This window comes from Agrobacterium bohemicum (genome assembly GCF_001562555.1).
GTDB lineage: Bacteria > Pseudomonadota > Alphaproteobacteria > Rhizobiales > Rhizobiaceae > Agrobacterium > Agrobacterium bohemicum.
Map to the genome: position 1 here is coordinate 160607 of NZ_KQ961028.1, position 22339 is coordinate 182945.

The window sequence follows — 22339 nt, forward strand, 5'->3', positions numbered from 1 at the left end:
GTAACCTCTGTCGAAATTCAAAATCGCCAAGACCTGCGTCCGTCACCGGCTGTCGTCCGGCAAGCAAGACGGCAAAAGGATGAACGAGAAAATGTTAAACGAAATCAGCTATTCCGCCGCATCGAAACACTTCAAAACGGGCCAATATACCGAAGCCCTTTCGACGCTGAACAGGCTGATCGACACCAAACGCGATGCGCGCACCTATGCTTTGCTGGCAAAAACATGCATCCGGATTGGAATGCCCGAGCAGGCCGCGACATCCTACGAGCTTGCATACCAGCAGGACGGTATTGATGCCGAAAGCTATCTCGTCGAAAGCATCAAGCTCTACTTCGACTGCGGGCAAAAGGACAAAGCGCTCGCACTGTCCAACAAGCTGATCCACAAGTTCCACAAGTACCCCGAGATCACCTACATCGTTGGGACGATCCTGCTGGAGCGCGGAGAGCCGAAGATTGCCCGGGCGCTGAAAAGCATCCTGATGAAGAGCGACACTGTCGAGCATATGAAGCTCGGCGCGCGCATCGCCATCACCACCTGGGATCTGTTCGACCCGAAAGACATCGAAACTGCGCGCCTGCTTCTGGCAAAATTGCCACGTCAGCAGGCTGTGCGCCTGATGTATCTGGTCTTCTGCCGGGAACACAGCAAGTTCGATGCGATTGAAAAGCATCAGCCCATGATCGATGCCGCCATTGCATCAGGAGATACGTCTTTCGTTTCGTTCGACGGTACCTTCTTCAACATTCACTGGACCGACGACGAACACATCAATCAGTTGGCACGCAGCAACACCCCGGCCTTTACACCAGAGATGACCGCCAGACGCCACCAGATGGCGCATCAATGGGGTCAGAAGATACGGATCGGCTATATTTCTTCCGACCTCTTCGACAAACATGCGACCATGAAACTGATCCGCCGCGTTCTCGAACTGCATGACCGTGACCGCTTCGAGGTCACGCTGTTTTGCCATTCAGACCCGGACCTGCTGAACACCAACGTCGCAGATCGCACCCTGTGGGGCGATGTCGTGACAATTCGCGACATGACCAACGAAGAAGCGCTTGCAGAAATCAGGGCGCGGAATATCGACATTCTTGTCGACCTGAAAGGACACACGGCAGGAAACCGCACGGCGATCTTCAACATGGGCGCGGCACCCGTTCAAGTCGCTTGGATCGGCTTTCCGGGTTCTACAGTCAATGTCGATCTGGATTACGTCATTGGCGACCATTATGTGCTTCCGGACAGTTCGAAGCCGCATTACTACGAGAAGTTCGTTCGCCTGCCGGAAACCTATCAGCCCAACGATCCCCTCAATCGTCCATTGGCAAAACAAATCACCCGTGCAGACGTTGGCTTGCCGGAGGACGCTTTCGTTTTTGCATCATTCAATGCGAACCGTAAGATTACACCGCGCACGGTGGAGCTGTGGTCCGAGATGCTCAAGCGTGCGCCGAACAGCGTGATCTGGATTCTGCACAACAGCCAAGAGAGCAAAGCAAATATCCTTGCCAAGTTCATGGCCATGGGAATCTCCGCAAAGCGTGTGTTTTTTATGGGCAAGCTGGAATTCGAGCTCCACCTTAACCGCATCACCGTCGCCGATCTTGGTCTCGATACTTTTCCGGTCAACGGCCACACGACAACGTCGGAACAGCTCTGGTCCGGGCTGCCAGTTTTGACGGTGAAGGGCAATAACTTCGCATCACGCGTCAGTGAAAGCCTTCTCCACGCCATCGGAGCACCAGAGTTGATTGCCGAAAATGAAGCAGCTTATGTCGATCAAGCCGTCGGCTATGCTCTCGATCCATCAACGATCCGCGATATTCGCGCACGTATCGATGCCAATAGGTTTACGAAGCCGCTTTTCGATGCGGAACGCTACTGCCGTCACCTCGAAGCTGCTTATGAAACGATGAGCAAACAGGCCAGAGCAGGCATCGCGCCCGATCACTTCGATGTAGCTGCTCTACCCGCCCGCACAGAGCCTTTCCACGGCAACTAAGCCGATCCATCGGCCTGAAAAGTCCTATCTGGTTTTCAGGCCGATATTATTGGATCGCCAAGCTGTCGTTGTTCAGTCTAATGGATATAGCCCATACGAATGGCCTTCGCGATCGCCTGGATGCGATTGACAGAATCGAGCTTGATGGTTGCCGAGCCCAGATAGGCATTCACGGTGTGAACCGAAAGGCCGAGCTTTACGGCAATTTCCTCACTGATACGACCGTCACCAGCGAGCTGGAGACAAGCGACCTCGCGTTCGCTCAACGACTCCGCAGGCGTCACCCGTCGCTCGTCCAAGGCTAGCAGATCGACCATGATCTCGGTGCACTTGATATGCTGCTCAAGGACCATCTCGTTGTCCAGCAGCAGATTTCCACCGCAAAACACCACATATCCATTGCCGATCATCCCCAGGCGAACCGGCAGCGCCAGTCCGGAATAGGAAAGGTCTTCGTTGGCAACTCTGACCATCAGGGCTGGCACGTCGGGTATTTCGGCAAACCCGGTTCCGTTTTCACTCTTCCATATCAATGGTAGCAGCGAGCGCTCCATGTGATCAAGCAACCGCTCTCCCATGGACTGGACAAGACGCAAGCTTTGATCGCTGGCATTGATGCCCCAGTTTTCTATCTCGCAGGACAGCTTCCGCTTGTTGGGCAGTCCTGATGCGATGGCGCGCATGACAACGAAGTTCTTGGCGCCCAGTATGCGCTGTATTGCCACCAGCTTGGGAAAAAGGTCCGACCGACTGGCCGAATTGCCTCGCGCGGAACCGGTATGCTCGGCGCTGGACGTCTCGGACTCCTTGTAATATCCCATCCCGCGCGCCCTCATACAAGATTATTTCGAACCGCATAGGCAATAGCCTCTGAGCGGGTTTTGGTTGCCGTCTTACGCATGACGCTGGTGATATAGTTGTTGATGGTGTTGCGGGAAATTCCCAGGATCGTTGCCATTTCGTCGCTGGTCTTGCCTTCAGCAATCCAGAAAAGGCACTCGAGTTCGCGCTCGGTCAGATCGATGTCGCGCTCGACACGGGATTCAGCAATAATGCCCGAACTTGCGAAATAACCTGCCAGCATGGCAGCTTCGCGCAAGCGGTCGTCTACCGGCACGCCGTCTTCCGCAAACAACAATAGCAGCGAAAAGCGGACGCGGCCGACACAGAAGGTCAACGCACAATATTTGCGATCAACGCCGTGTGGGATAACAGCGTCATCCGGCAGAAACAGCATGCGCGGGCTTAGCAGCGCCAGGCACTTCTCCATCTCGCTGACGCGGTTCTGGTTGTTCGTCAATTCCGCGCCCAACCGTCGCACGAGATCGAACGGCCAATCGGATGTGATTATAAAATTGAGACCTGCTTCCTGGAGCAGATCTTCGCGTGCAAGGAGGTAATGAGCAGCGCCGGCAAAAGACGCAAGCATTTCCACGGCGGCTGTAACGTTGCCGTCCATTGCCGCGACTGAAATATTTCGAATGAGTTGATCGCGCGGCAATGACTTTACCGACCTATCAAACGGCACGGCTGACAGCCTGCGAACATCAACATCCACCTTCAATAGCCTACGCCCTCTTGCTCTCCTTATCGGAGATTATTTAACCGGGATGGAAATCATTTCCATACAGAAACACAATCACAGTCCGTGGTTTGCATGTCTGGCGACCGAATCATTTGCATTTTAGGAAAAGCTACAGGGAAAACCAGAAGCAGTCGAAGGCATCCCCGTATTTATCTCCTGATCATACCACCGAAAGCATATTCATGTTATCGGCGTCGCACAGATTTGATTTCTACTATTCCAACGTAAATTGTCGTCTTGATGAACAAATTGTTAATTTCGTCTCAAATCAGACCATGTGCGCCAATGGGATGCAAGGGATAAAACGGAAGAAGGCCGGTTCGGGACCGGCCTTCTCGTTTCTAAGCTGCTTTTTCGATTGCCCATTTGCGAAGAATTTTGGCGGCGCGCTCTTCGCTGATTTCCACCATCCGCGACAGACGGCGTTCCGGTCCTTCGCGAACCCTGCGATTGAAATCGCCACTGTCGCCATCGCCAGAGAGAAGATCGTCGGTGCTGTCGAAGCCGAAGTCTGCGCCGAAGCCATCCATAAGGCCACCACCGGCACTTGCTCCACCCATGCCCGGAGAGAAGTCCGGCAGTTCGAGACCAGCCGCATCCTGACCAAGCTCCGCTGTCGAAGCAGCACTGCCGCCAGCCATGGAGCGGACGATTGGGCGGACACCGAGCCAGACAACGAGGAAGGCGACGACGACGAAAGCAAGAGAGTTGATGATGCCGGCGGAGTTGCGGCTCATAACTTCCATGAAGCCCGGACCAGCCACTGCCTGGTCGAGAAGCTGCGTTTCAAGGAAGTCCATGGCAGTGATCGTGACCACGTCACCACGATCTGTTGAGATACCTGCGGCAGATGCTACGATCTTCTGCATTTCGGCGAGGTATGCGTCGACTTTTGCCTGATCGGACGTTTCGCCGATCATTTTCGCAAGCCGTCCTTTATTGACGACGACAGCGATGGAAATCTTGTCGACCGTGTAGCCATTACGAACAGTGGCCGTCGTTTTCGAGTTGATTTCGTAGTTGGTCTGCTCTTCCTTCTTTGCCGTCTCGTCCGAAGACTTCGGACCGCCGCCGCCACCCTGTGGGGCCGCCTGCGGAACGTTCTGCTCAACCGTTGCAGCCGAGTCAGGCGTTGTTTCCTGAGACTTCTGATCTTCCTTGGTGGTGCGCACGGACCGTTCGACACGTGATTCGGGATCGAACACGGTCTCCTGAATCTGCTGGCTGTCTGTGTTCAGCTCCGCCGTAACAGTGGAGCGAAAGTTGTCCATGCCGAGAAACGGCGCAAGCGCCTTGTCGATCTTGGTTTCGAGTTCTTGCTGCACGTTCTGGGACAGTGTGAGCGAGCGGTTCAGCGCGCCGTTTCCAACATCGTCGCCGGAAGCCAGCAACTGACCGGTGGAATCGAGCAGCGTCACGTCATCGACCTCAAGGCCGGGAACAGCCGAGGCGACGAGGTGGCGAATGGAGGATGCGGCCTTGCGGCCGGCAGCAGCATTGGCGCGGATCATGACTGAAGCGGTGGGCTTCTGCTCTCCACGGCGAAAATTGCCGACATCCGGCATGACGATGTGTACGCGTGCTGCGGCGACACCATCGATCTGCTGGATGGAACGGCCGATTTCGCCCTCGAGGGCGCGGACACGTGTCACTTCCTGCATGAAGGATGTAAGGCCAAGTGAACCGACATTGTCGAAGAGCTCGTAACCGGCATTGGCGCTATCAGGCAGGCCGCGTTCTGCAAGCAGAAGGCGGGCCTTGCTGGTCATACCGACCGGAACTTGAAGGCTCGTACCGTCGGCTCCGACCTGAAAATCAACATTCGACTCTGCAAGAGCGATACTGATCTTGTTCAGATCCATCGTTTCGAGGCCGACATAGAGCGTTTCGTAAGCAGGTTTATTCACGTAGAGCGCAGCTGCAAGAATGATCGCCATGGACAGAACGCCCACACCACCCAGCACCAAAAGCCGCGTCTGCCCGAGAGCCGCGATATTTTTTAAAACCTGAGGGAATTGATTTAACAGATTCATTCTGTCCCGCACCGTCGTTCAAAGAGTCGTGAGACCTTTTGGTCCCAATACCTCACTAGACGGCGAAGCTTGCGCGAGCGTTTCCCTGATGGCTTTTAAAGGGACGGCGCTCGCGCCGTTCATCAAGCGGCGATGTAAACCGAAATGATGGATGATACCTGGGCGGGTGTCAGCGAACCCATGTGGGTGTTCAACAGCGTGTCGATCTGCTGGCTGGACAGGCTGACGAGAGTATCCGTGGACAGACCGGCGACACCTGAGGAGCTGAAGGCAGCGATATCCGCCGTGGAGAATTTCGAAATATTCTCTTTCGAAATTGCCGCGACCTGGTTCGAGGTCAACGCAGCCACCTGTGCCGGCGTCAAGGCCTCGCTCTGGTCCGTCGTCAGAACTGCGATGACGCTTGTGGACAAGCCGGAGACCGCACTCGTGCCGAGAGCCACGATATCCTCCGCAGAGAACAATGCGATGTCTTCCGTTCCCAGTGCCGCAGCCTGAATGGCGTTGAGCGCGTTCAACTGCGTGGTCGACAGGGCGTCCACTTGAGCTGAGCTCAATGCGACGATCTGGTTGTAGCCCAGCGAACCCACCTGCCCAGGTGTCAGTACCTTGATGTCACCCGTCGTCAGTCCAGCGATGATAGCCGTCGACAGACCTCTGATGGAACCAGACGCGATTGCTGCGATATCGGCGGTCGAAAATGTTGACATACCCAGGGTCGTCAGACCCGCCAGACCGTCTGCGCTCAACGCGGCAATCTGGCTCGTCGTAAAGCTGTCGAGCTGGTCTTTGGTCAATGCGGCAACCTGCTTGCTCGTCAAACCGGAGATTCCACCCGTCCCCATAGCCGCCAGTTCGGTGGCTGAAAGAGCCGCGATGAAGTCTGTCGGCAAGCCACTGACAGCCGAGGAGCTGATTGCAGCAATCTGGCCCGAACTGAGTGTATCGAGTTCTTCCGCAGTCAGCCCGGAAACGGCGTCGGAGGTCAATGCAGCAACCTGCGTAGTCGACAGTTTTTGCAGTTGTTCAAGACTGAGAGCCATCACCTGACTGCTTTTAAGACCCGCGATACCGCCTGCGCTGATTGCGGCAATCTGGCTCGTTGAAAGAGACGCAATATCAATGGTTTCAAGCGCCGCAATTTGTTGTGAACTGAAGGCGGCAACCTGTGTGGGCGACAGAACGCTGATCTGATCGACAGTCAGCGACACGACTTGCGCCGTAGAGAGGCCAGAGACACCAAGAGAGCTCAGAGAATGAACGGTTTCGGTGGGAAGTGCGGCCAGGGTTGCCGTCGAAATTCCGACGATGGCGCCTGCAGTGATAGCGGCGAGGTCTGCTGTCGAAAAGGTCAGCAGGTCGTCCAGACCCAGCGCCGCCAGTTGCTTGGACCCAAGGGCTGCAACCTGATCGCTGGTGAACGCTTCCACTTGATCCGTGCTCAAAGCCGCAATCTGGCCGCTCGTCAGGCCGGAAATGCCTGACGGGCTCAAAATGGCAATCCTGCTTGTCGACATGGCGGCAATTGCCGAGGTGGACAGGCCCTGAATGACGTGAGACGGAAGCGCGGCAAGGTCATCGGTGGACAAGACGTCGATATCGTCATTGCCGAGCGCCGATAGTTGCGTCGAGGTCAATGCCGCGACCTGCGCCGGGGTTAGAGCTTCCACCTGGTCTGTCGAGAGAATGCCGACCTGCCCCGTGGATAGGCCCGCAATTGCCGCCGTATTCAGCGCCATGATCTGCGCAGTCGAAAGCACCGCAGCACCCGAGGTTCCAAGAGCCGCGATCTGTTTGGAGCCGAGAGCAGAAACCTGCGCTGTCGTCAGAGCCTCCAGTTGCGCCGTCGTCAGCGACGCAATCTGGGCCGTCGAGAGACCGGAGATGCTGTCCGTTCCAAGAATGGCGACGCGTTCTGTTGAAAGAGCGGCGATCGTGACGGTCGAAAGCCCTTGAATGGCGGTCGAAGACAAGGCCGCCAATTCGGCAGTCGAAAACGCGCCGAGATCATCGGCACCCAGTGCCGCAACCTGCGTGGAGGTAAGAACCGCCACTTGTGCCGTGTTGAGAGCTTCGATCTGCGAGGCTGACAATACGTCGATTTGCCCAGTCGAAAGTCCGGCGATGCCAGCTGTACTCAGGGCCGCAATCTGGCTGGTCGTCAGAGCCCCTGCCCCGACGGTTCCCAATGCGGCAACCTGCTTGGAGCCAAGCGAGGCGATCTGCGCAGTGGTCAGCGCGCCCACCTGAACCGCCGTCAAGGATGCAATCTGGCTGGTGGAGAGACCGGAGACGCTGGCAGTTCCGAGAACAGCTATGCGATCTGCCGAAAGCCCGGCCAGGGTCGAGGAGGAGAGACCGAGAATAGCGTTCGAACTGAGCGCAGCAAGTTCCGCGGTGGAGAATAGGCCGAGATCGGCGGCATCCAGTCCAGCGACCTGGGTGGAGGTCAAAACGGCGACCTGCGTGCTGTTCAACGCTTCGATCTGGCTGGTCGTCAATGCTGCAACTTGCGCCGAAGAAAGACCCGGCACCCCGACAGTGCCCAACGCTGCGACCTGGGCGGTGGACAGTGCGGCGACGCCAACCGTTCCCAATGCCGCGACCTGTTTGGAACCAAGTGCCGAAATTTGAGCCGTCGTCAGCGCACCGATTTGCGGCCCAGTCAAAGCAGCGATTTGCGTCGTTGAAAGTCCGGGAACGCTCGTCGTAGAGAGGGCAGCGATCGTTTGCGGGTCCAGAGCAGCGAGCGTGTCTGTCGAGAGGCCAGCAACCGCGCCACTGGAAAGCGCCATGATGTCCCTGCTGGAAAATACCTTTAGATCGTCAGTGCCCAACGCGCTGACCTGGAGAGAACTGAGCGCCGCGACCTGTGTCGTGGTCAATGCCTCGGCCTGCGCTGTGGTCAATGTAGCGACCTGGCTCGTCGATAAGCCGGCAATGCCGTCAGAGCCGAGGAATGCAACTTGATGACTTGTAAACGCCGCAATCCCTGCAGTTCCCAGAGCTGCCACTTGTCTCGATGTCAAAGACGAAACCTGAGCAGTCGAAAGAGATGCAACCTGACCGGCGGTCAGTGCTGCAACTTGGCTTGCGGATAAGCCAACGATCGCCTTTGTGTTGATGGCCGTTATCTGCGATGGCAAAAGCCCCGCAATCGTAGCGGAAGACAATCCGGAAATCGCTGTCGACGTGATTGCCGCCATAGCTGCGGTGGACAGCGTATTCAGATCATCCGTTCCAAATGCAGAGAGTTGCTGAGAGGTCAATGCCCCTATCTGTTTGGTCGATAGGGCAAATATCTGCCCGGTCTGCAACGCGGCAATCTGGCTGGTGGTCAGGCTCGCGACGGCATCCGTGCTCCAGTAGGCTATTTGCGCGGTCGTCAGGCTGGCAATGGTGCTTGTCGAAAGCGAACTCAATACTGCCGTACTCAGCGAACCAATTTCTTCCGCTGTAAAGGTGGCAATTCCCTCCGCCTTGATCGCAGAGAACTGTGCATAGCTGAGAGCCTCGACCTGTACCTTTGTCAGGGCTTTGGCCTGATCGGCGCTCAATACGGCTATCTGAGCCGTCGTCAAACCGGAGATCCCACCCGTACCAAGTGCCGCGACTTGCTCCGTCCTCAATCCCCTGATTTTATCAGTGCCCAGCACTGCCATCTGTTGGGCGGTGAGTGCTGAAACCTGTTTGGTCGTTAACGCGGAAATCTGATCGGAATTCAGCGATCCTATCTGAGCGGTGCTGAGGCCAGCCACACCCTCGGCGCTCAAGGCCGCAATGTTCCCGCTCGACAACAGTGACAGCACCGCCGTCGAAATGCCGGAAATCGAAGTCGATTTGATAGCTGAAATTTCTTTGGTGGAGAATTTCGCGATATCGTCTGCGCCAAACCCTTCGAATTGTTCGCCAGTCAGCATTGCGATCTGCGTGCTGCTCAGCGCTTCAGTCTGATCGGTCGTCAACGCTGCGATCTGCTTGCTGGACAGACCTGTAATGCCGGATGTGCTCAACGCCGTGATCTGGCCCGGAGTGAGGGCGGCGATCTGCGCTGTGCTCATTACAGAAATCTGCGTCGACGTGAATGCCGCGATCTGTGTTGTGGAAAGAACGGCAAGCTGCGAGGGCGTCAGTGCTGTTAGCTGTGGATCAGTCAGGCTCGTCACGGCGCTGGCGCGCATTGCTGCGATCTGGTCAGCCGAAAACGACGCGATGCTTGTTGGAGTGAGCACCGCGATCTGGGATGAGCTCAGCGCTGCAACCTGAGAGGTTGAAAGCGCCTGAAGTTGTGCAGAACTCAAAATGTCGATCTGATCCGTCGTCAAGCTTGCGACAGCAGCCGTGGAAAGGGCTTTGATCTTCTCTGCCGTCAGCGTCGCAACGATCGCTGTAGGGAGGCCGGCGGCGCCTTTTCCGCTTAGCGCGGCAATTTCCTCGACGGAGAAGGTCGCGAGATCGTCCGTTCCCAGTGCCGCGGTCTGCGTCGACTTGAGAGCCGCGATCTGACGTATCGTCAAGGCATCGACCTGCATCGTTGAAAGCGCCACGATCTGATCGGATGTTAAAGAGCCAACAGCGCCGATGCTCAAGGCCTTGATCTTGTCGCTTGGAAGAGCTGCGATAAAATCAGTCGACAGGCCAGACACACCGTTGGCGCTGATTGCCTGTATCAGGCTCACAGACATCGCAGCGACGTCCTCGGCTTTCATCCCCGCGAGCTGGGACGACGTTAGCGCGGCAACCTGCGAAGGGGTAAGGGAAGCGATCTGCGTAGAGGAAAGATCCGATATCTGATCAGCGTTCAGGCCTGATAGAGCCTTGGTGGCAAAAGCTGGCACCTGAAGCGTCGTCAACGCCGCGATGACGTCCGAAGACAAGGCGGCAATCTGTGTGGAGCCAAGAACTTTGATCTGCGCGGTTGTCAGCGCTGCAACCTGTGATGCCGTGAGTGCAGCGATCTGATCGCCGGTCAGCTTTGCGACCGAGTTGGGATTTAACGCGGCGACTTGCCCTACGCCCAGCGAAGCAATGGCGGCGGTCGAAAGCCCGGAAATGGCTCTGGTGCTGAGAGCGCCGACAGCCGAAGCCTTCAGTGCGGCGATATCGACAGCTTCCAGGGCAGCGACCTGCGCAGAGGTCAGTACCGATACCTGCGCTGAAGACAGTGTGCCGAGCTGGGATGATGTCAGGGCATCGACCTGATCTGTCGTCAACCCCGACACTGCACTGGTGCTGAGTGCCGCAATCTGCACAGATGTGAGGGACGCAACGGCTTTAGCGCTGAGACCCTGAACGGCTTTCGAGCCAATGGCGGCGATATCGTCCGTGGAAAATGTGGCAATGTCTTCCGTTTCCAGCACCGCCAACTGCAAAGAGGTAAGCGCCTTTACCTGCGCCGAGGTCAATGCTTCGAGCTGCGCAGTCGACAACACGCCAATCTGCGCCGTCGAAAGCCCGGCGATGGCTGAGGTGCTGAGAGAGGCGATCTGTTCCGGCGTGAGCGAGCCGAGATATTCCGTCGTCATGGATTTGATCTGTGCAGTCTTGATCGCACTCAACTGCTTGGGCGTCAGGGCCGCCAATTGGTCGCCTGTCAGCGCGCCGAACTGATCAGAGGAAAGAACCGCGACTGTTGCGGTGCTCATTGCTTTGATCTGGTCCGGGGTCAATACGGCTACGACCGCCGTGCTGAGGCCCGCAATGCCCTTGGTGGTGATTGCAGCAACTTCACCGGGAGTGAACGTCTTGATATCGTCCGCACTCAGAGCACCGATTTGCAGCGAGCTGAGCACCTTGATCTGGTTTGAGGTCATTGCCTCGACCTGGTCGGTGGAGAGCGCTGCGATCTGCTCCGTCGTCAGTTTGGCGATTGCACCAGTCGCAAGCGCAGTGATCTGGTCAGGCGTGAGTTCCGCAATGACGTCCAGTTGCAAACCCGAGATTGCCTTGCCTGACAGGGATGCGAAAGACGAGGATGAAAAGGCTACGATATCTGTCTTTGAGATGAGCGCTGCCTGAGCGGACGTCAGTGCCGCAAGCTGGGTCGATGTCAACGCCGCAGGTTGGCTGCTGATCAACGCTGTGAACTGTTCATCCGTCAGCTTGGAGAATGTGCTTGCGCTGATCGAGGAGACCTGCGCGGGGGTGAGTGATCCGATGATGTCAGCGCTTAGGCCTGCCGCAGCAGCACTCGTTATCGCAGCAATATCGGCCGTCGAAAACATTGCTATGTTGTCTGAACTGAGTTTTGCGATCTGCGTCGAAGTCAACGCTTTGACCTGAGCGGATGTCAGTGCCTCGGCCTGCGCTGTGGAGAATGCCTCGACCTGTTCTGCCGTAAGACCACCGATCGATCTCGTACTCAAGGCTGCAATCTGTGTGGCAGTGAGACCCGCAATACTCTCGGTCGGCAAGACTTCAATCTGTGAAGACCTGAGGGCACTGACCTGCTTGGTGGTCAAACCCGACAACTGGTCGTTCGACAGGACTGCAATCTGGGCTGTCGACAGGCTGGCAATTGCCGCCGTGCTGAGCCCGGCAATCGCGGCAGGAGATAGATTGGCAACATAGTCTGCACCGAGCGCACCGATCTGCACCGCCTTCAAGGCAGCGATCTGGGTGGACGTCAAAGCGCCGACCTGTGCCGAAGTCAAACTGCCGATCTGGTCCGTCGTCAATCTTGCAATGACACCTGTTCTCAAGGCCGCAAGCTGCTCGTCAGATAAAGAGGTCAGCGCATCCGTGCTCAAGCCCGGAATAGCCGAGGCGCTGAGGGCTGCGACCTGTTCGGCTGACAGAATAAGGATGGCTCCGGTTGAGAGGCCCGCTATGCCCTTACTGGAGATCGCAGCCATATCTAACGTTGAAAATGTCATCAGGTCATCAAAGTCGAGCGCGGCGATCTGATCGGAACTCATCGCTCCAATCTGTGCCGGCGTCAGGGCTTCGGCCTGATCCGTCGTCAGAAATTGCAGCTGGGAGGTCGTCAAAGCCGCCACCTGACCGGCACTGAAGCCAGCGACCGAAATCTTGTTCAGAACTTCGATCTGGTCCATGGACAAGCCGACGATCGCGCTTGTCGAAATCGCGCTCAGCTGTTTCGTCGACATTGCCTCGACATCTTCAGTTTCTAGCGCTGAGATTTGGTCCGACGAGAGAACGCTGATCTGTTTTGACGATAGAACTTTGACCTGCTCAGTCGAAAGCGCTGCCATATCCTCGGATGACCAACTTGAAACCTGAGCCGTCGAAAGTTTCGAAATTTGGCTGGCAGAGAGAGTAGGTATGATCGACGTCATTTGCAGGCCTTGATCGCGAGTTCAATGATCGAAAACGAATTCGTTGGAGCCAGAGCGCCCCACGCTTGCGGCCCTGGAATAGAAATCAGGGCAGCATTCGACATCGACAATCCTAGGTTTCGTTGCTTGCGCGAGGCTTTCAGTTATTTCGATATGAAAGCCGCCATGGCTCTGCGGCCACAGCAAAGCAGCTCCCTCCCGAAAACAGGAAAGGCTATTACCGGCCTCTTTCGATGTGGTTTGACCCTAATCGGGTTACAGCGGTGGGTTCAGGAATGAGGGCATCGTCTCATCCTTTTCTACCAACGAAAGGAAAAGGCGCGACGTATCGAGCGCTTCGCGGATCGTCACATCCATATCCAGATAACGATAGGTGCCGAGGCGACCGACAAAGGTCACAGCTTTCTCGTCATTGGCAAGCGAGACATATTGAGCGAGCTGCTCTTTTTCCTCGACGAGCCGGATAGGGTAATAAGGAACATCGTCAGGCCCGCATTCGCGTGAAAACTCCCGGTAGCAGACGGAGCTTTCGTGCTTTTCCCAAGGCGAGAAATGCTTATGTTCGGTAATACGGGTGTAGGGAATGGAGACTTCACCGTAATTCATGACCGCGCAACCCTGATAATCGCCATCATAGGTGAAACGTTCGAAATCGAGCGTGCGGTATCCCAGCCTTCCATTGGTGTAATCGAAGTAGCCATCAAGCGAGCCGGAGTAGAACGTATGATCGTAACCGCTTATGTCGGCACGTCCGAAATTGCTGCTCAGGTGAACGCGGATGCCGGGATGATCGAGAATACGTTCCACCATCGGCGTGTACCCGGTTTCCGGCATGCCCTGGAATTTGTGAAAGAAATAATCGTCGTCGTAGTTGAAACGCACAGGCAGGCGCTTGAGGATCGATGCTGGCAAAGCGGTTGGTGAGCAACCCCATTGCTTTTGCGTATAGCCCTGAAAAAATGCCTCATATAAATCGCGCCCCACAAAACGAAGCGCCTGCTCTTCAAAGGTCTGCGGGTCTTCAATGGTCTTGTCGGCCTGTTCATCGATGAAAGCCTTCGCTTCATCAGGGCGAAACGTCTTGTCGAAAAACTGGTTGATGGTGTGCAGATTGACGGGAAGCGAAAAAACTTGACCCCGGCTCGTGGTCTTCACCCGGTTCTTATACGGCATGAAGGTCTGAAACGTATTGACGTAATCCCAGACTTCTGCGTCGTCCGTGTGGAAAATATGCGGGCCGTAGACGTGAACCATCACGCCGGTTTCAGCGTCCCGTTCCGTATGGCAATTGCCCGCAATGTGGTCACGCCTGTCGAAAATATCGACCTGATGCCCCGCTTGTGCAAGCTCACGACCAATAACGGCTCCTGAAAGCCCTGCTCCGACAATTGCGATCTTTTTGGATTGAGACACTCGACCTGCCTTTATGAGGTGTTGGAGCGCTTCGGCTCATAGAGTGAAGCGCCCGGACCGGCTGAAATTGATTGCGCCGTATCAGAATTTAAGACGCAGCCGCGGCGGCGCTTGTCCACAGCCGGTTGTCGGACGGTATCGGAGAATAGTCGTGCCATTCGCGCAGTTTCTGAAGATACCGCTGGCGATAGGCCTGCTCATCGACAAATTCGAGATTTTCCAGCACGAGCTCCGCGCCGATTTCGTAATACACGTCCATATTTCTTAAATCGGGAACGGGCGTTTCTCCGCGCTCGGCTTCTGCCTGCATCTGCCAGAACAGCTCTTCCAGACGACGTGCCAGTGCCGGAATGTCGCGAAGCGCACTTGTGTCGCGGTTGGCCTGAATTTTGTCTCTTAGCGTCTTCAGGGTTGCCGGGTTGTTTGCATAGGAGATGGCCTTGGCAACATAATCGTCAGGGCCATCGCAAATCAATTCCGGCACACCCGTTGCAGCCACAACGCTGCTGCAGAAACGGGCGGCAAAGCTCTTTCCAGGAAATGTCAGAACGGGTAGCCCAACGGTCAGCGAATCCGCTGCGGTGGAATGCGCGCCATAGGGGAATGTATCGAGGAACAGGTCGGCCACGGCAATACGTGCCAGATGTTCGGCATTCTGAGCCTTGGGCGCAAAAAGAATGCGCTCGGCATCAACACCGGCCTCTACGGCCAACTGCCGCAAACGCTGGTCGGCTTTCTCGTTACCGCTGAGCAGCCACAGCACGCTACCGGGGGTCGCCGTCAGTATCTTCATCCATTGATCGAAAGTGCTGGCGTTGATCTTTTGCATGCCGTTGAAGCAGGCAAACACGAAGGCGTCTTTCGGCAGGCCCGCCTGCTCGCGTGTTGGCTTTGCGGCAATGATGCGCTTACGGTCGATTGGCTGATTACAGGCAATCCGCAGCACCTTTTCCGAATAGTAGATTTCGCTTTCCTCGGGCACAATCTGCTGATCGGCGATCATATACTGATGGAAAGGACCACCCATCGAACCCGGATAGCCACAGAAATTGACGATCACTGGAGCCGGACGATAGGCAAAAATCCCGGTTCTGGCATGTTTGGTGTAGCCGTTGACGTCGATGAGAATATCGATCTCATCGCTGGCAATCTGGCGCGCAGCCGCTTCGTCAGACAGCGCACCAAGTTCGTGCCAGGCATCGACCGCAGCTTTCATCCGGTTTTGCGTCGCATCGTTGGAAACCGCATCACCGCAATAATAGGCGTGAATTTCAACGCTGTTTTTGTCGTGTAGCTCGAGAACTTCACGAAGCGCAAAGCCGACCGCGTGGTCGCGCAGGTCAGACGAAACATAGCCGACGCGCAGGCGTGCGCCCGTACCCGATTTCTGCTTGACCTTTGCGCGCGGGAAACTCTTGATATCGAGACGACCAACGAAGCTCTTGCTGTACTGGTGGGCTTTGGCAAGCTGGAACATCGGGTCATCCGAATAGCAACCCAGCGTCAATGGCGATATGGAATCGACCATCTGGCGCGTTGTAATATGGCTGGATGGCATGATGATCGGCCATTTGCACTGGCGCTGACGGATTGCGGTCCAGTGCTGTCCCGACTCCGTCTTTTCGGGCCGCAGTTCCATCGCCTGCCAGAGCACAGCTTCGGCCTCATCGAGCAAGCCTGCGTTTTCCATGACACGGCCGATATGTTGCAATGCCATCAACCGGTAGGAAAGTCGGTCTGGCGTCGTTTCGGATGTACTGTCCACGAAACTCTGCCATTGCTGGATGGCTTGAGGAGCAGCGCCACCGTCTTCATAGGCGCGGCCCATGTTGATGTGGGCAGGACCGAAAAGTGGATCGATTTGCAGCGCGGCGCGAAGGGCGTTCATCGAACCGGGGAGATCGTTGGTCTGGCGCAGCGTCACGGAATAGTTGAAATAGACCATCTGTAGGCCGGGGTGGCCATCATTGAAGGCCAACCATGTCTTGTATAGCTCAACCGCCTCGCTTCTGCGGCCTTCCGCGCTGAAACCCTCGGCGAATTTGAACAGGTCCATCAAGGCGAGGCGTTGCGATTTCGCCAGCTCCAGCAGATTTGGGAAAAGCGAGCTGGAAAAACCACCGTTCGATACACTGTTCATCAATTAAGACCCCGGGACTGGCGCGTCGAACGGCAAAACCGCTCGCTGTTATAAACCGGTGTGCAGATTAATACTTTGAAGCTTGCGCGGCGCTTTACTTGCACAAAAATGGTGCTTCGCCGCTCATTATTTAACAGATTTTGTTTTATGCGGACTTCAGGCAACTGAAATGGTCTTCGGCCAGGGTCAATATTGCCTTGCTATCAGGCGCGGTCGGCGCTCGGTGTTCGACCTAAAACAAATCACAATCGCCGGAGGCCTTGTCCAAAGGTTGCGAATGTCCGTGGCGCAGGCCAGCACCCAGCGCCTTTTGCATTTCCGCAAGTTTGACGAGACTAAGCGCGGTGGACACGTCGACGGCCCAATCAAGCGGAATGGAGCCTGTGATCGTGTCAATGAATTCAGCGAGACCGCGTGTTTTCTGAACGGCAAGGTCGATGCCCTGCAACAACCGCATACCTTCGGTCGTGACAGCGCCATTGGTGGCCTCGAGCAGTTGCGGTTCAATCCGTTCGATAAGATAGGCCACGTCATGGAGTTCGGAAACAACCCGCATCAACACGTCGGGAAGTGCTTCTTCGAACGCTTGAAGTTCAGCGTACTCGGCGATCTGCATAACATACTCCGTGACCAGCGCGCCGAACTGAAACCCTAAAATGTTTTCGGTTCGATGCTGAAACAAAATGAACGAACAGCGAGGCAAACCTGCTTTTGTACGCTGCTTTAGAAAAACTCGATATCGTTGGCCACTGGCTTCGGAGCTGGGGCTGGACGCTTTTCCAGAGCAACCGTCGACTGCGTTTCCGCACCACTGAGAGGATGCTGGCGGGCACGGCCGGAAACCGGCCAGAACTCCACCTTGCGGCCTGAATCTCCTCCGGTTGACTGCCCGAGAAGACGAATACCTTCGTCTTTTAGAAACTGCACCGCGAATGCGGCGTTCTGCTCGCCAACATTCGAGAAGCTGGCAATGGTTTTCGCCCCACCGAAAATCTTTGCTTCTAGACGATCACGGCGTGCCCCCTGCTTGAGCAGGCCGTTGATCAACAATTCCATGAGATGCACCCCATAACGGGTCGCATCTCCACCCCCCGTACCCCCTGTCCCCGGCAGCAGAAAATGGTTCATGCCGCCGACGCCCGCAACAGGGTCTCTGAGACATGCAGCCACGCACGAACCGAGAATGGTCGTTAAAACCACCTCGGGATCATTGGCGATTTTATACTCGCCCTGAATAATATGTACGCGCTTGGCTGCGGTTTCGATCATTTCAAAGATCCAAATACGGCTTCGATTGCCGCCTTCATCTTGTCGATGGAGAATGGCTTGGCCAGAACGTTGTTGGCACCCAGCTGGGCGGCCTTCTGAACCAGCGCACGATCGCCCTGTGCCGTCAAAATAATGAAGGCCGCCTTCTTGGTGGTCGGGTTCGTGCGAACCGCCTGCAAGAAGCCAAGACCATCCATCTTCGGCATGTTGAAGTCGGAGATCACGAGATGATGGGGCTGCTGCTCCATGATCTTCATGCCCTGTTCGCCATCACCAGCAGAGGTGATCTGCTTGAAGCCCAGCTGCGTCAGTGCGTCACTGAGCAACAGACGACTGGTAACCTGATCGTCAACGATCAGAACTTTGATTTTTTCTGCAAGAGACATTAGTCGGAACCTTCTTTTCGGGCAGCAGTAAGTTTCAGAATTTCTTCGCCGATAGCGTTGAGCGGATATTGTTGTTCAACCGCACCAAGCTCATGAGCAACGCGCGGCATTCCATAAACGACGCAAGTTTTTTCGTTTTGGCCGATCGTACGCGCACCTGCATGGCGCATCTTCAGCAACCCGGCAGCACCATCACGACCCATCCCGGTCAGGATAACGCCAACAGCATTGCGTCCGGCGAGCTCGGCCACGGAATCGAACAGAACATCCACGGATGGACGATGGCCATTAACAGGTTCTTTTTCCAAAAGCCTGCAACTTGGTGCGGAATGATTAACGACCTGCAAATGGCGCTCTCCGCCCGGCGCCAGATAGATTTTACCCGTCTGGAGACGTGCGCCGTCCGTCGCTTCTTCCACCACTGGCGCGCATAAGCGATTGAGACGTTCTGCGAAGCTTTTCGTGAATGTCGAAGGCATGTGCTGCGTGATGACCGTAGGCGGGCAATTGGCAGGAAACTTCTGTAAAACCGATATCAACGCCTCAACGCCGCCGGTCGAAGAACCGATAGCGACGATCTTGCGGCCAACGCGGTAATCGCTGACCGCCATCGGTGCAGCAATCGCCGGTCTTTCGGTCGCCATGTTACGGTAAGTTTGATGCTGTGAACGCGCCGCAGCCTTTACCTTTTCAGCCAGATCGCCAAACGGCCTGCTGTCGCCCGGCGCGGGTTTCCCCACGCAGTCGAAAGCGCCGATCTCCAGTGCCGCAAGCGATGCGCCAGCACCACGATGCGTCAATGTCGAGACCATGATAACGGGCATGGGCCGAAGCCGCATGATCTTTTCCAGAAACTCGAGGCCGTTCATCTCCGGCATCTCGATATCAAGCGTCACCACATCCGGGTTGAGTTCCTTGATCGCTGCGCGCGCTTCCATAGCGTTGCCCGCCTGACCAACCACCTGAACATCAGGGTCGGCTTTCAGGACAGCAGAGATCAGGCCGCGCATCGTCGGTGAGTCATCGACCACAAGAACTCTAGCGGGTGCAGTCATGCTTTTCTCCCGCCGGGTTTGCCGATATAGCGATATGTCGTGATGCCGGTATTATCGAACAAAGCTTTCGGATCTCCCGAGACACGCTCGGAATGGCCGATGTAGAGATGTCCACCTTCCGGCAGAAGGCCCGCGAAACGCGACCAGATTTTCACCTGTGTCGGCTCATCGAAATAAATCACGACGTTACGGCAGAAAATAACATCGAAATTGCCCTTGAAGGGCCACTGCGTCATCAGGTTCAACTCGTTGAACGTGATCAGCTTTTTGACCTTGTCGCTGATCTGATGCTTACGGCGGCCACCGACTTCGACGTCCTGAAACCATTGCTTGCGCATGGCGGGGCTAACCGTTTCAAGCGCGTTCTCGTCGTAGACCCCGGCTCTGGCCTGCGCCAGAATCTTGGGATCGATATCCGTCGCCAGAATGCGGAAATCATGCTCGGCGGCATTGGGGAACATGCCGAGAACCGTCAATGCGATCGAGTACGGCTCCTGACCGTCGGAACAGGCAGCAGACCAGATACGCACACGACCACCGGACTTTGCCCGGTTGATCAGCCCCGGCAGAACTTCATCGCGCAAATGCTCGAAGTGGTGGTTTTCGCGGAAGAAGCGCGTGAAGTTCGTCGTCAGATGCGACAGCATCTCACGGCGGGCATGCGCGCCTTCCTGCGAGGAAACCAGAGTACAATATTCCCGAAAGCCGGAAATACCGAGATTGCGGATGTGTTTGGACAGTCGCGAATAAACGAGCGACGCCTTTGTGTCGTTCAGATAGATGCCAGCATCGGCATAGATCATCGCGGCGATTTCGGACAGATCTCGGCGTGTCAGCGGATATTCTCCGCTGGCAAGCACTTCGTCCGGGGATAGGCGTGTATCGTTAAACTTGAGCGCTGTCATTCATCACCACTTTTCAACCGACCGCCGCAAGAGACATCTCTTGCTTGAGCGACTGACCACGAGACGCGCCGACAACGGCATCCACATCGAGAATAAGCGCGACGCGGCCATCACCAAGGATGGTTGCGGCGGCAATGCCCGGAACGTGGGTGTAGTTGGCTTCCAGCGATTTGATCACGACCTGACGCTGCCCCTGGATGGCATCGACCATCAGAGCGCGCTGGCCACCACCTTCCGATTCCACCAGAAGCGCAACACCGTCGACCGGGTTTGCTTGGGTGGCGCGGAAGTTGAGGATACGACCCACGTCCACCAGCGGGCAGAAGGAGTTGCGGATGGAGATCAGGCGCTGATTGGAGCCGAAGGAGTGAATGTTCACGGCTTCCGGCTGCAATGTTTCGACAATCGCAGTCAAAGGCACGACGAGCGTCTGGCCGGCAACCGTCACCACCATGCCGTCGAGAACGGCGAGTGTCAGCGGAAGGCTCATAGTGAAGGTCGAGCCGAGGCCCGGACGCGAGGTGATGCTGATACGACCGCCGAGTGCCTGGATCGAGCGCTTGACCACGTCCATGCCAACGCCACGACCTGAGATATCAGAAATCTTGTCGGCGGTAGAGAAGCCTGGTGCGAAGATCAGGTTGTCGATTTCCTCGTCCGTCAGGTTTGCATCGGCAGCGATCAGATCGTTGTCGATAGCCTTCTGGCGAACGCGTTCGCGGTTGATACCTGCGCCATCGTCGGCGAGTTCGATCAGGATGCGTCCGGAACGATGTTTCGCCGTCAGCTTGACGGTGCCTTCAGGGTTCTTGCCAGCAGCTTCGCGCTTTTCAGGGGTTTCGATGCCGTGGTCGACGGCATTACGGATCATGTGTGTCAGCGGCTCTGCCAGCTTGTCGATGACCGTCTTGTCAACTTCGGTGTTTTCACCCTCGGTGATCAGACGGATCTGCTTGCCAATCATATCAGCCACTTCGCGGACGATACGCGACATGCGCTGGAAGACCGGCTTCACCGGCTGCGCGCGGATGGCCATGACGCTATCCTGGATTTCACGCGTCAGTTGCTGAAGTTCTTCAAGACCCATGTTGACGGCCGATGTGCCGGTCGCATCGTTCTCGATCACGCTTTGCGACAGCATCGCCTGATTGATGACAAGCTCGCCCACGAGGTTGATAAGGCGGTCGACGCGGTCGAGATCAACGCGGATCGTCTGACCGGCGCTTGCGTTTGCAGCGGCTGCGGCCGGTGCTTCCTTCTTTTCTGCGGCAGCAGAAACGGAGCGCGTGACTTCGGTCGCGGCAACGGCAGTCGCCACGGTCTTTGCAGGCACGCTCTCTTCTGCTTCAGCGGACTGAACGGCAGGCTCGTCGGCAACTTCGTCCAGAACCGACAAATCGAACGGCACCGGTATCATCGGCAGTTCTTCTTCGGCTGGCGCCTCGGATACGATCTCGGAAATTTCCAGATCGCAGTCCCATTCGGCAAATTCGAAGACGGTACGGATGCCAGCGGCGCCCTTGTCCGTCTTGATCGAGATATTCCAGAAGAAATAGGCAGCTTCTGGCTCGATGTTTTCGAGCGCCGGCAAGGTGCTCATGTCGCAGTTGATGCTCATCTCGCCAATGCGGGAAAGATCGCGCAGCAACAAGGCCGACTCGTTGCCCTTGGTGTAGAGCGATGTCTGCGGCTTGAAAACGACGTTGAAAGACGGCGTTTCCATCATCGGGACGGTGTCGTCCTCGAAGTCGCCAAAGGAGAAGGCAACCGGCTGAAAACCGCTGTCATCTGTCGGCGCAGGTGCTGCGACCTTTGCCACGACCGGCTCCGACGCTGACGAACCGGGGGCCGGCTTTTCGCCATTGGCCAGCGCTTCCAGCTCCTTGACCAGACCGCGTGTGCGGCCTTCCTCGACACTGCCGCCATCACGGGCCGCATTGGTCAGATCGGCCAGAACGTCGGCCGATTTCAGCATGACCTTCAGGACTTCCTGGTCAGGTTCGAGCTTGTTCGAACGTACGCAATCAAGCGTCGTTTCGAAAACGTGCGCGAAAGCCACGAGGTCGTCGAGGCCGAATGCGCCCGCTCCACCCTTGATGGAATGAACGGCACGAAACACAGCATTTACGGTTTCCGGATCACGGTCGCCGTCGTTCAATTTCAGAAGACCCGATTCCAGTTCAGCGAGTTGCTCTTCGCACTCCTGGAAGAAGATTTCTTTGATTTCGTTCATATCCATCG

13 protein-coding genes are annotated in these 22339 nt (G+C 56.3%); 1 reads left to right on the forward strand and 12 read right to left on the reverse strand.

Features of this window, described 5'->3' with window-relative positions; translation table 11 throughout:
- Positions 1-91 precede the first annotated feature (91 nt).
- The gene (locus ATO67_RS11565) at positions 92-2014 is read left to right on the forward strand and encodes an O-linked N-acetylglucosamine transferase, SPINDLY family protein (protein ID WP_067649073.1); all 1923 of its coding nucleotides are present in this window, start codon (positions 92-94) and stop codon (positions 2012-2014) included.
- Between the two features lie 77 nt (positions 2015-2091).
- Here ATO67_RS11565 and visR read toward each other — a convergent pair whose 3' ends face one another.
- From visR to ATO67_RS11625, 12 genes are all read right to left on the reverse strand, one after another.
- The gene (gene visR, locus ATO67_RS11570) at positions 2092-2835 is read right to left on the reverse strand and encodes a transcriptional regulator VisR (RefSeq protein WP_067648729.1); all 744 of its coding nucleotides are present in this window, start codon (positions 2833-2835) and stop codon (positions 2092-2094) included.
- Positions 2836-2846: 11 nt separating this feature from the next.
- Positions 2847-3578: a transcriptional regulator VisN gene (visN, locus tag ATO67_RS11575; RefSeq protein WP_067648732.1), complete on the reverse strand. Its 732-nt coding sequence runs from the start codon at positions 3576-3578 to the stop codon at positions 2847-2849.
- Between the two features lie 362 nt (positions 3579-3940).
- Positions 3941-5632, reverse strand: coding sequence for a flagellar basal-body MS-ring/collar protein FliF (gene fliF, locus ATO67_RS11580; RefSeq protein WP_067648735.1), 1692 nt, complete (start codon positions 5630-5632; stop codon positions 3941-3943).
- Positions 5633-5754: 122 nt separating this feature from the next.
- A complete protein-coding gene (locus ATO67_RS11585) occupies positions 5755-12930 on the reverse strand; it encodes a beta strand repeat-containing protein (RefSeq protein WP_082760240.1) in 7176 nt (2391 codons plus the stop codon).
- A 255-nt stretch (positions 12931-13185) separates the two neighbouring features.
- A complete protein-coding gene (glf, locus tag ATO67_RS11590) occupies positions 13186-14343 on the reverse strand; it encodes a UDP-galactopyranose mutase (protein WP_067648741.1) in 1158 nt (385 codons plus the stop codon).
- An 88-nt stretch (positions 14344-14431) separates the two neighbouring features.
- Positions 14432-16483, reverse strand: coding sequence for an O-linked N-acetylglucosamine transferase, SPINDLY family protein (locus ATO67_RS11595; protein WP_067648744.1), 2052 nt, complete (start codon positions 16481-16483; stop codon positions 14432-14434).
- Positions 16484-16715: 232 nt separating this feature from the next.
- Positions 16716-17099 carry a chemotaxis protein CheT gene (gene cheT, locus ATO67_RS11600; protein WP_067648747.1) on the reverse strand — a complete coding sequence of 128 codons (384 nt, stop codon included), beginning with the start codon at positions 17097-17099 and terminating at the stop codon, positions 16716-16718.
- A gap of 107 nt (positions 17100-17206) precedes the next feature.
- The gene (cheD, locus tag ATO67_RS11605) at positions 17207-17752 is read right to left on the reverse strand and encodes a chemoreceptor glutamine deamidase CheD (RefSeq protein WP_067648750.1); all 546 of its coding nucleotides are present in this window, start codon (positions 17750-17752) and stop codon (positions 17207-17209) included.
- A complete protein-coding gene (cheY2, locus tag ATO67_RS11610) occupies positions 17749-18138 on the reverse strand; it encodes a chemotaxis response regulator CheY2 (RefSeq protein WP_042618009.1) in 390 nt (129 codons plus the stop codon). The genes cheD and cheY2 overlap by 4 nt, the downstream gene beginning before the upstream one ends.
- Positions 18138-19193: a protein-glutamate O-methylesterase CheB gene (gene cheB / locus ATO67_RS11615; RefSeq protein WP_067648754.1), complete on the reverse strand. Its 1056-nt coding sequence runs from the start codon at positions 19191-19193 to the stop codon at positions 18138-18140. Before cheB ends, cheY2 begins: the two co-directional genes overlap by 1 nt.
- Positions 19190-20098, reverse strand: coding sequence for a protein-glutamate O-methyltransferase CheR (cheR, locus tag ATO67_RS11620; protein WP_067648757.1), 909 nt, complete (start codon positions 20096-20098; stop codon positions 19190-19192). The genes cheB and cheR overlap by 4 nt, the downstream gene beginning before the upstream one ends.
- Positions 20099-20111: 13 nt before the next feature.
- The gene (locus ATO67_RS11625; protein ID WP_067648760.1) at positions 20112-22337 is read right to left on the reverse strand and encodes a chemotaxis protein CheA; all 2226 of its coding nucleotides are present in this window, start codon (positions 22335-22337) and stop codon (positions 20112-20114) included.
- Between the last annotated feature and the right edge of the window lie 2 nt (positions 22338-22339).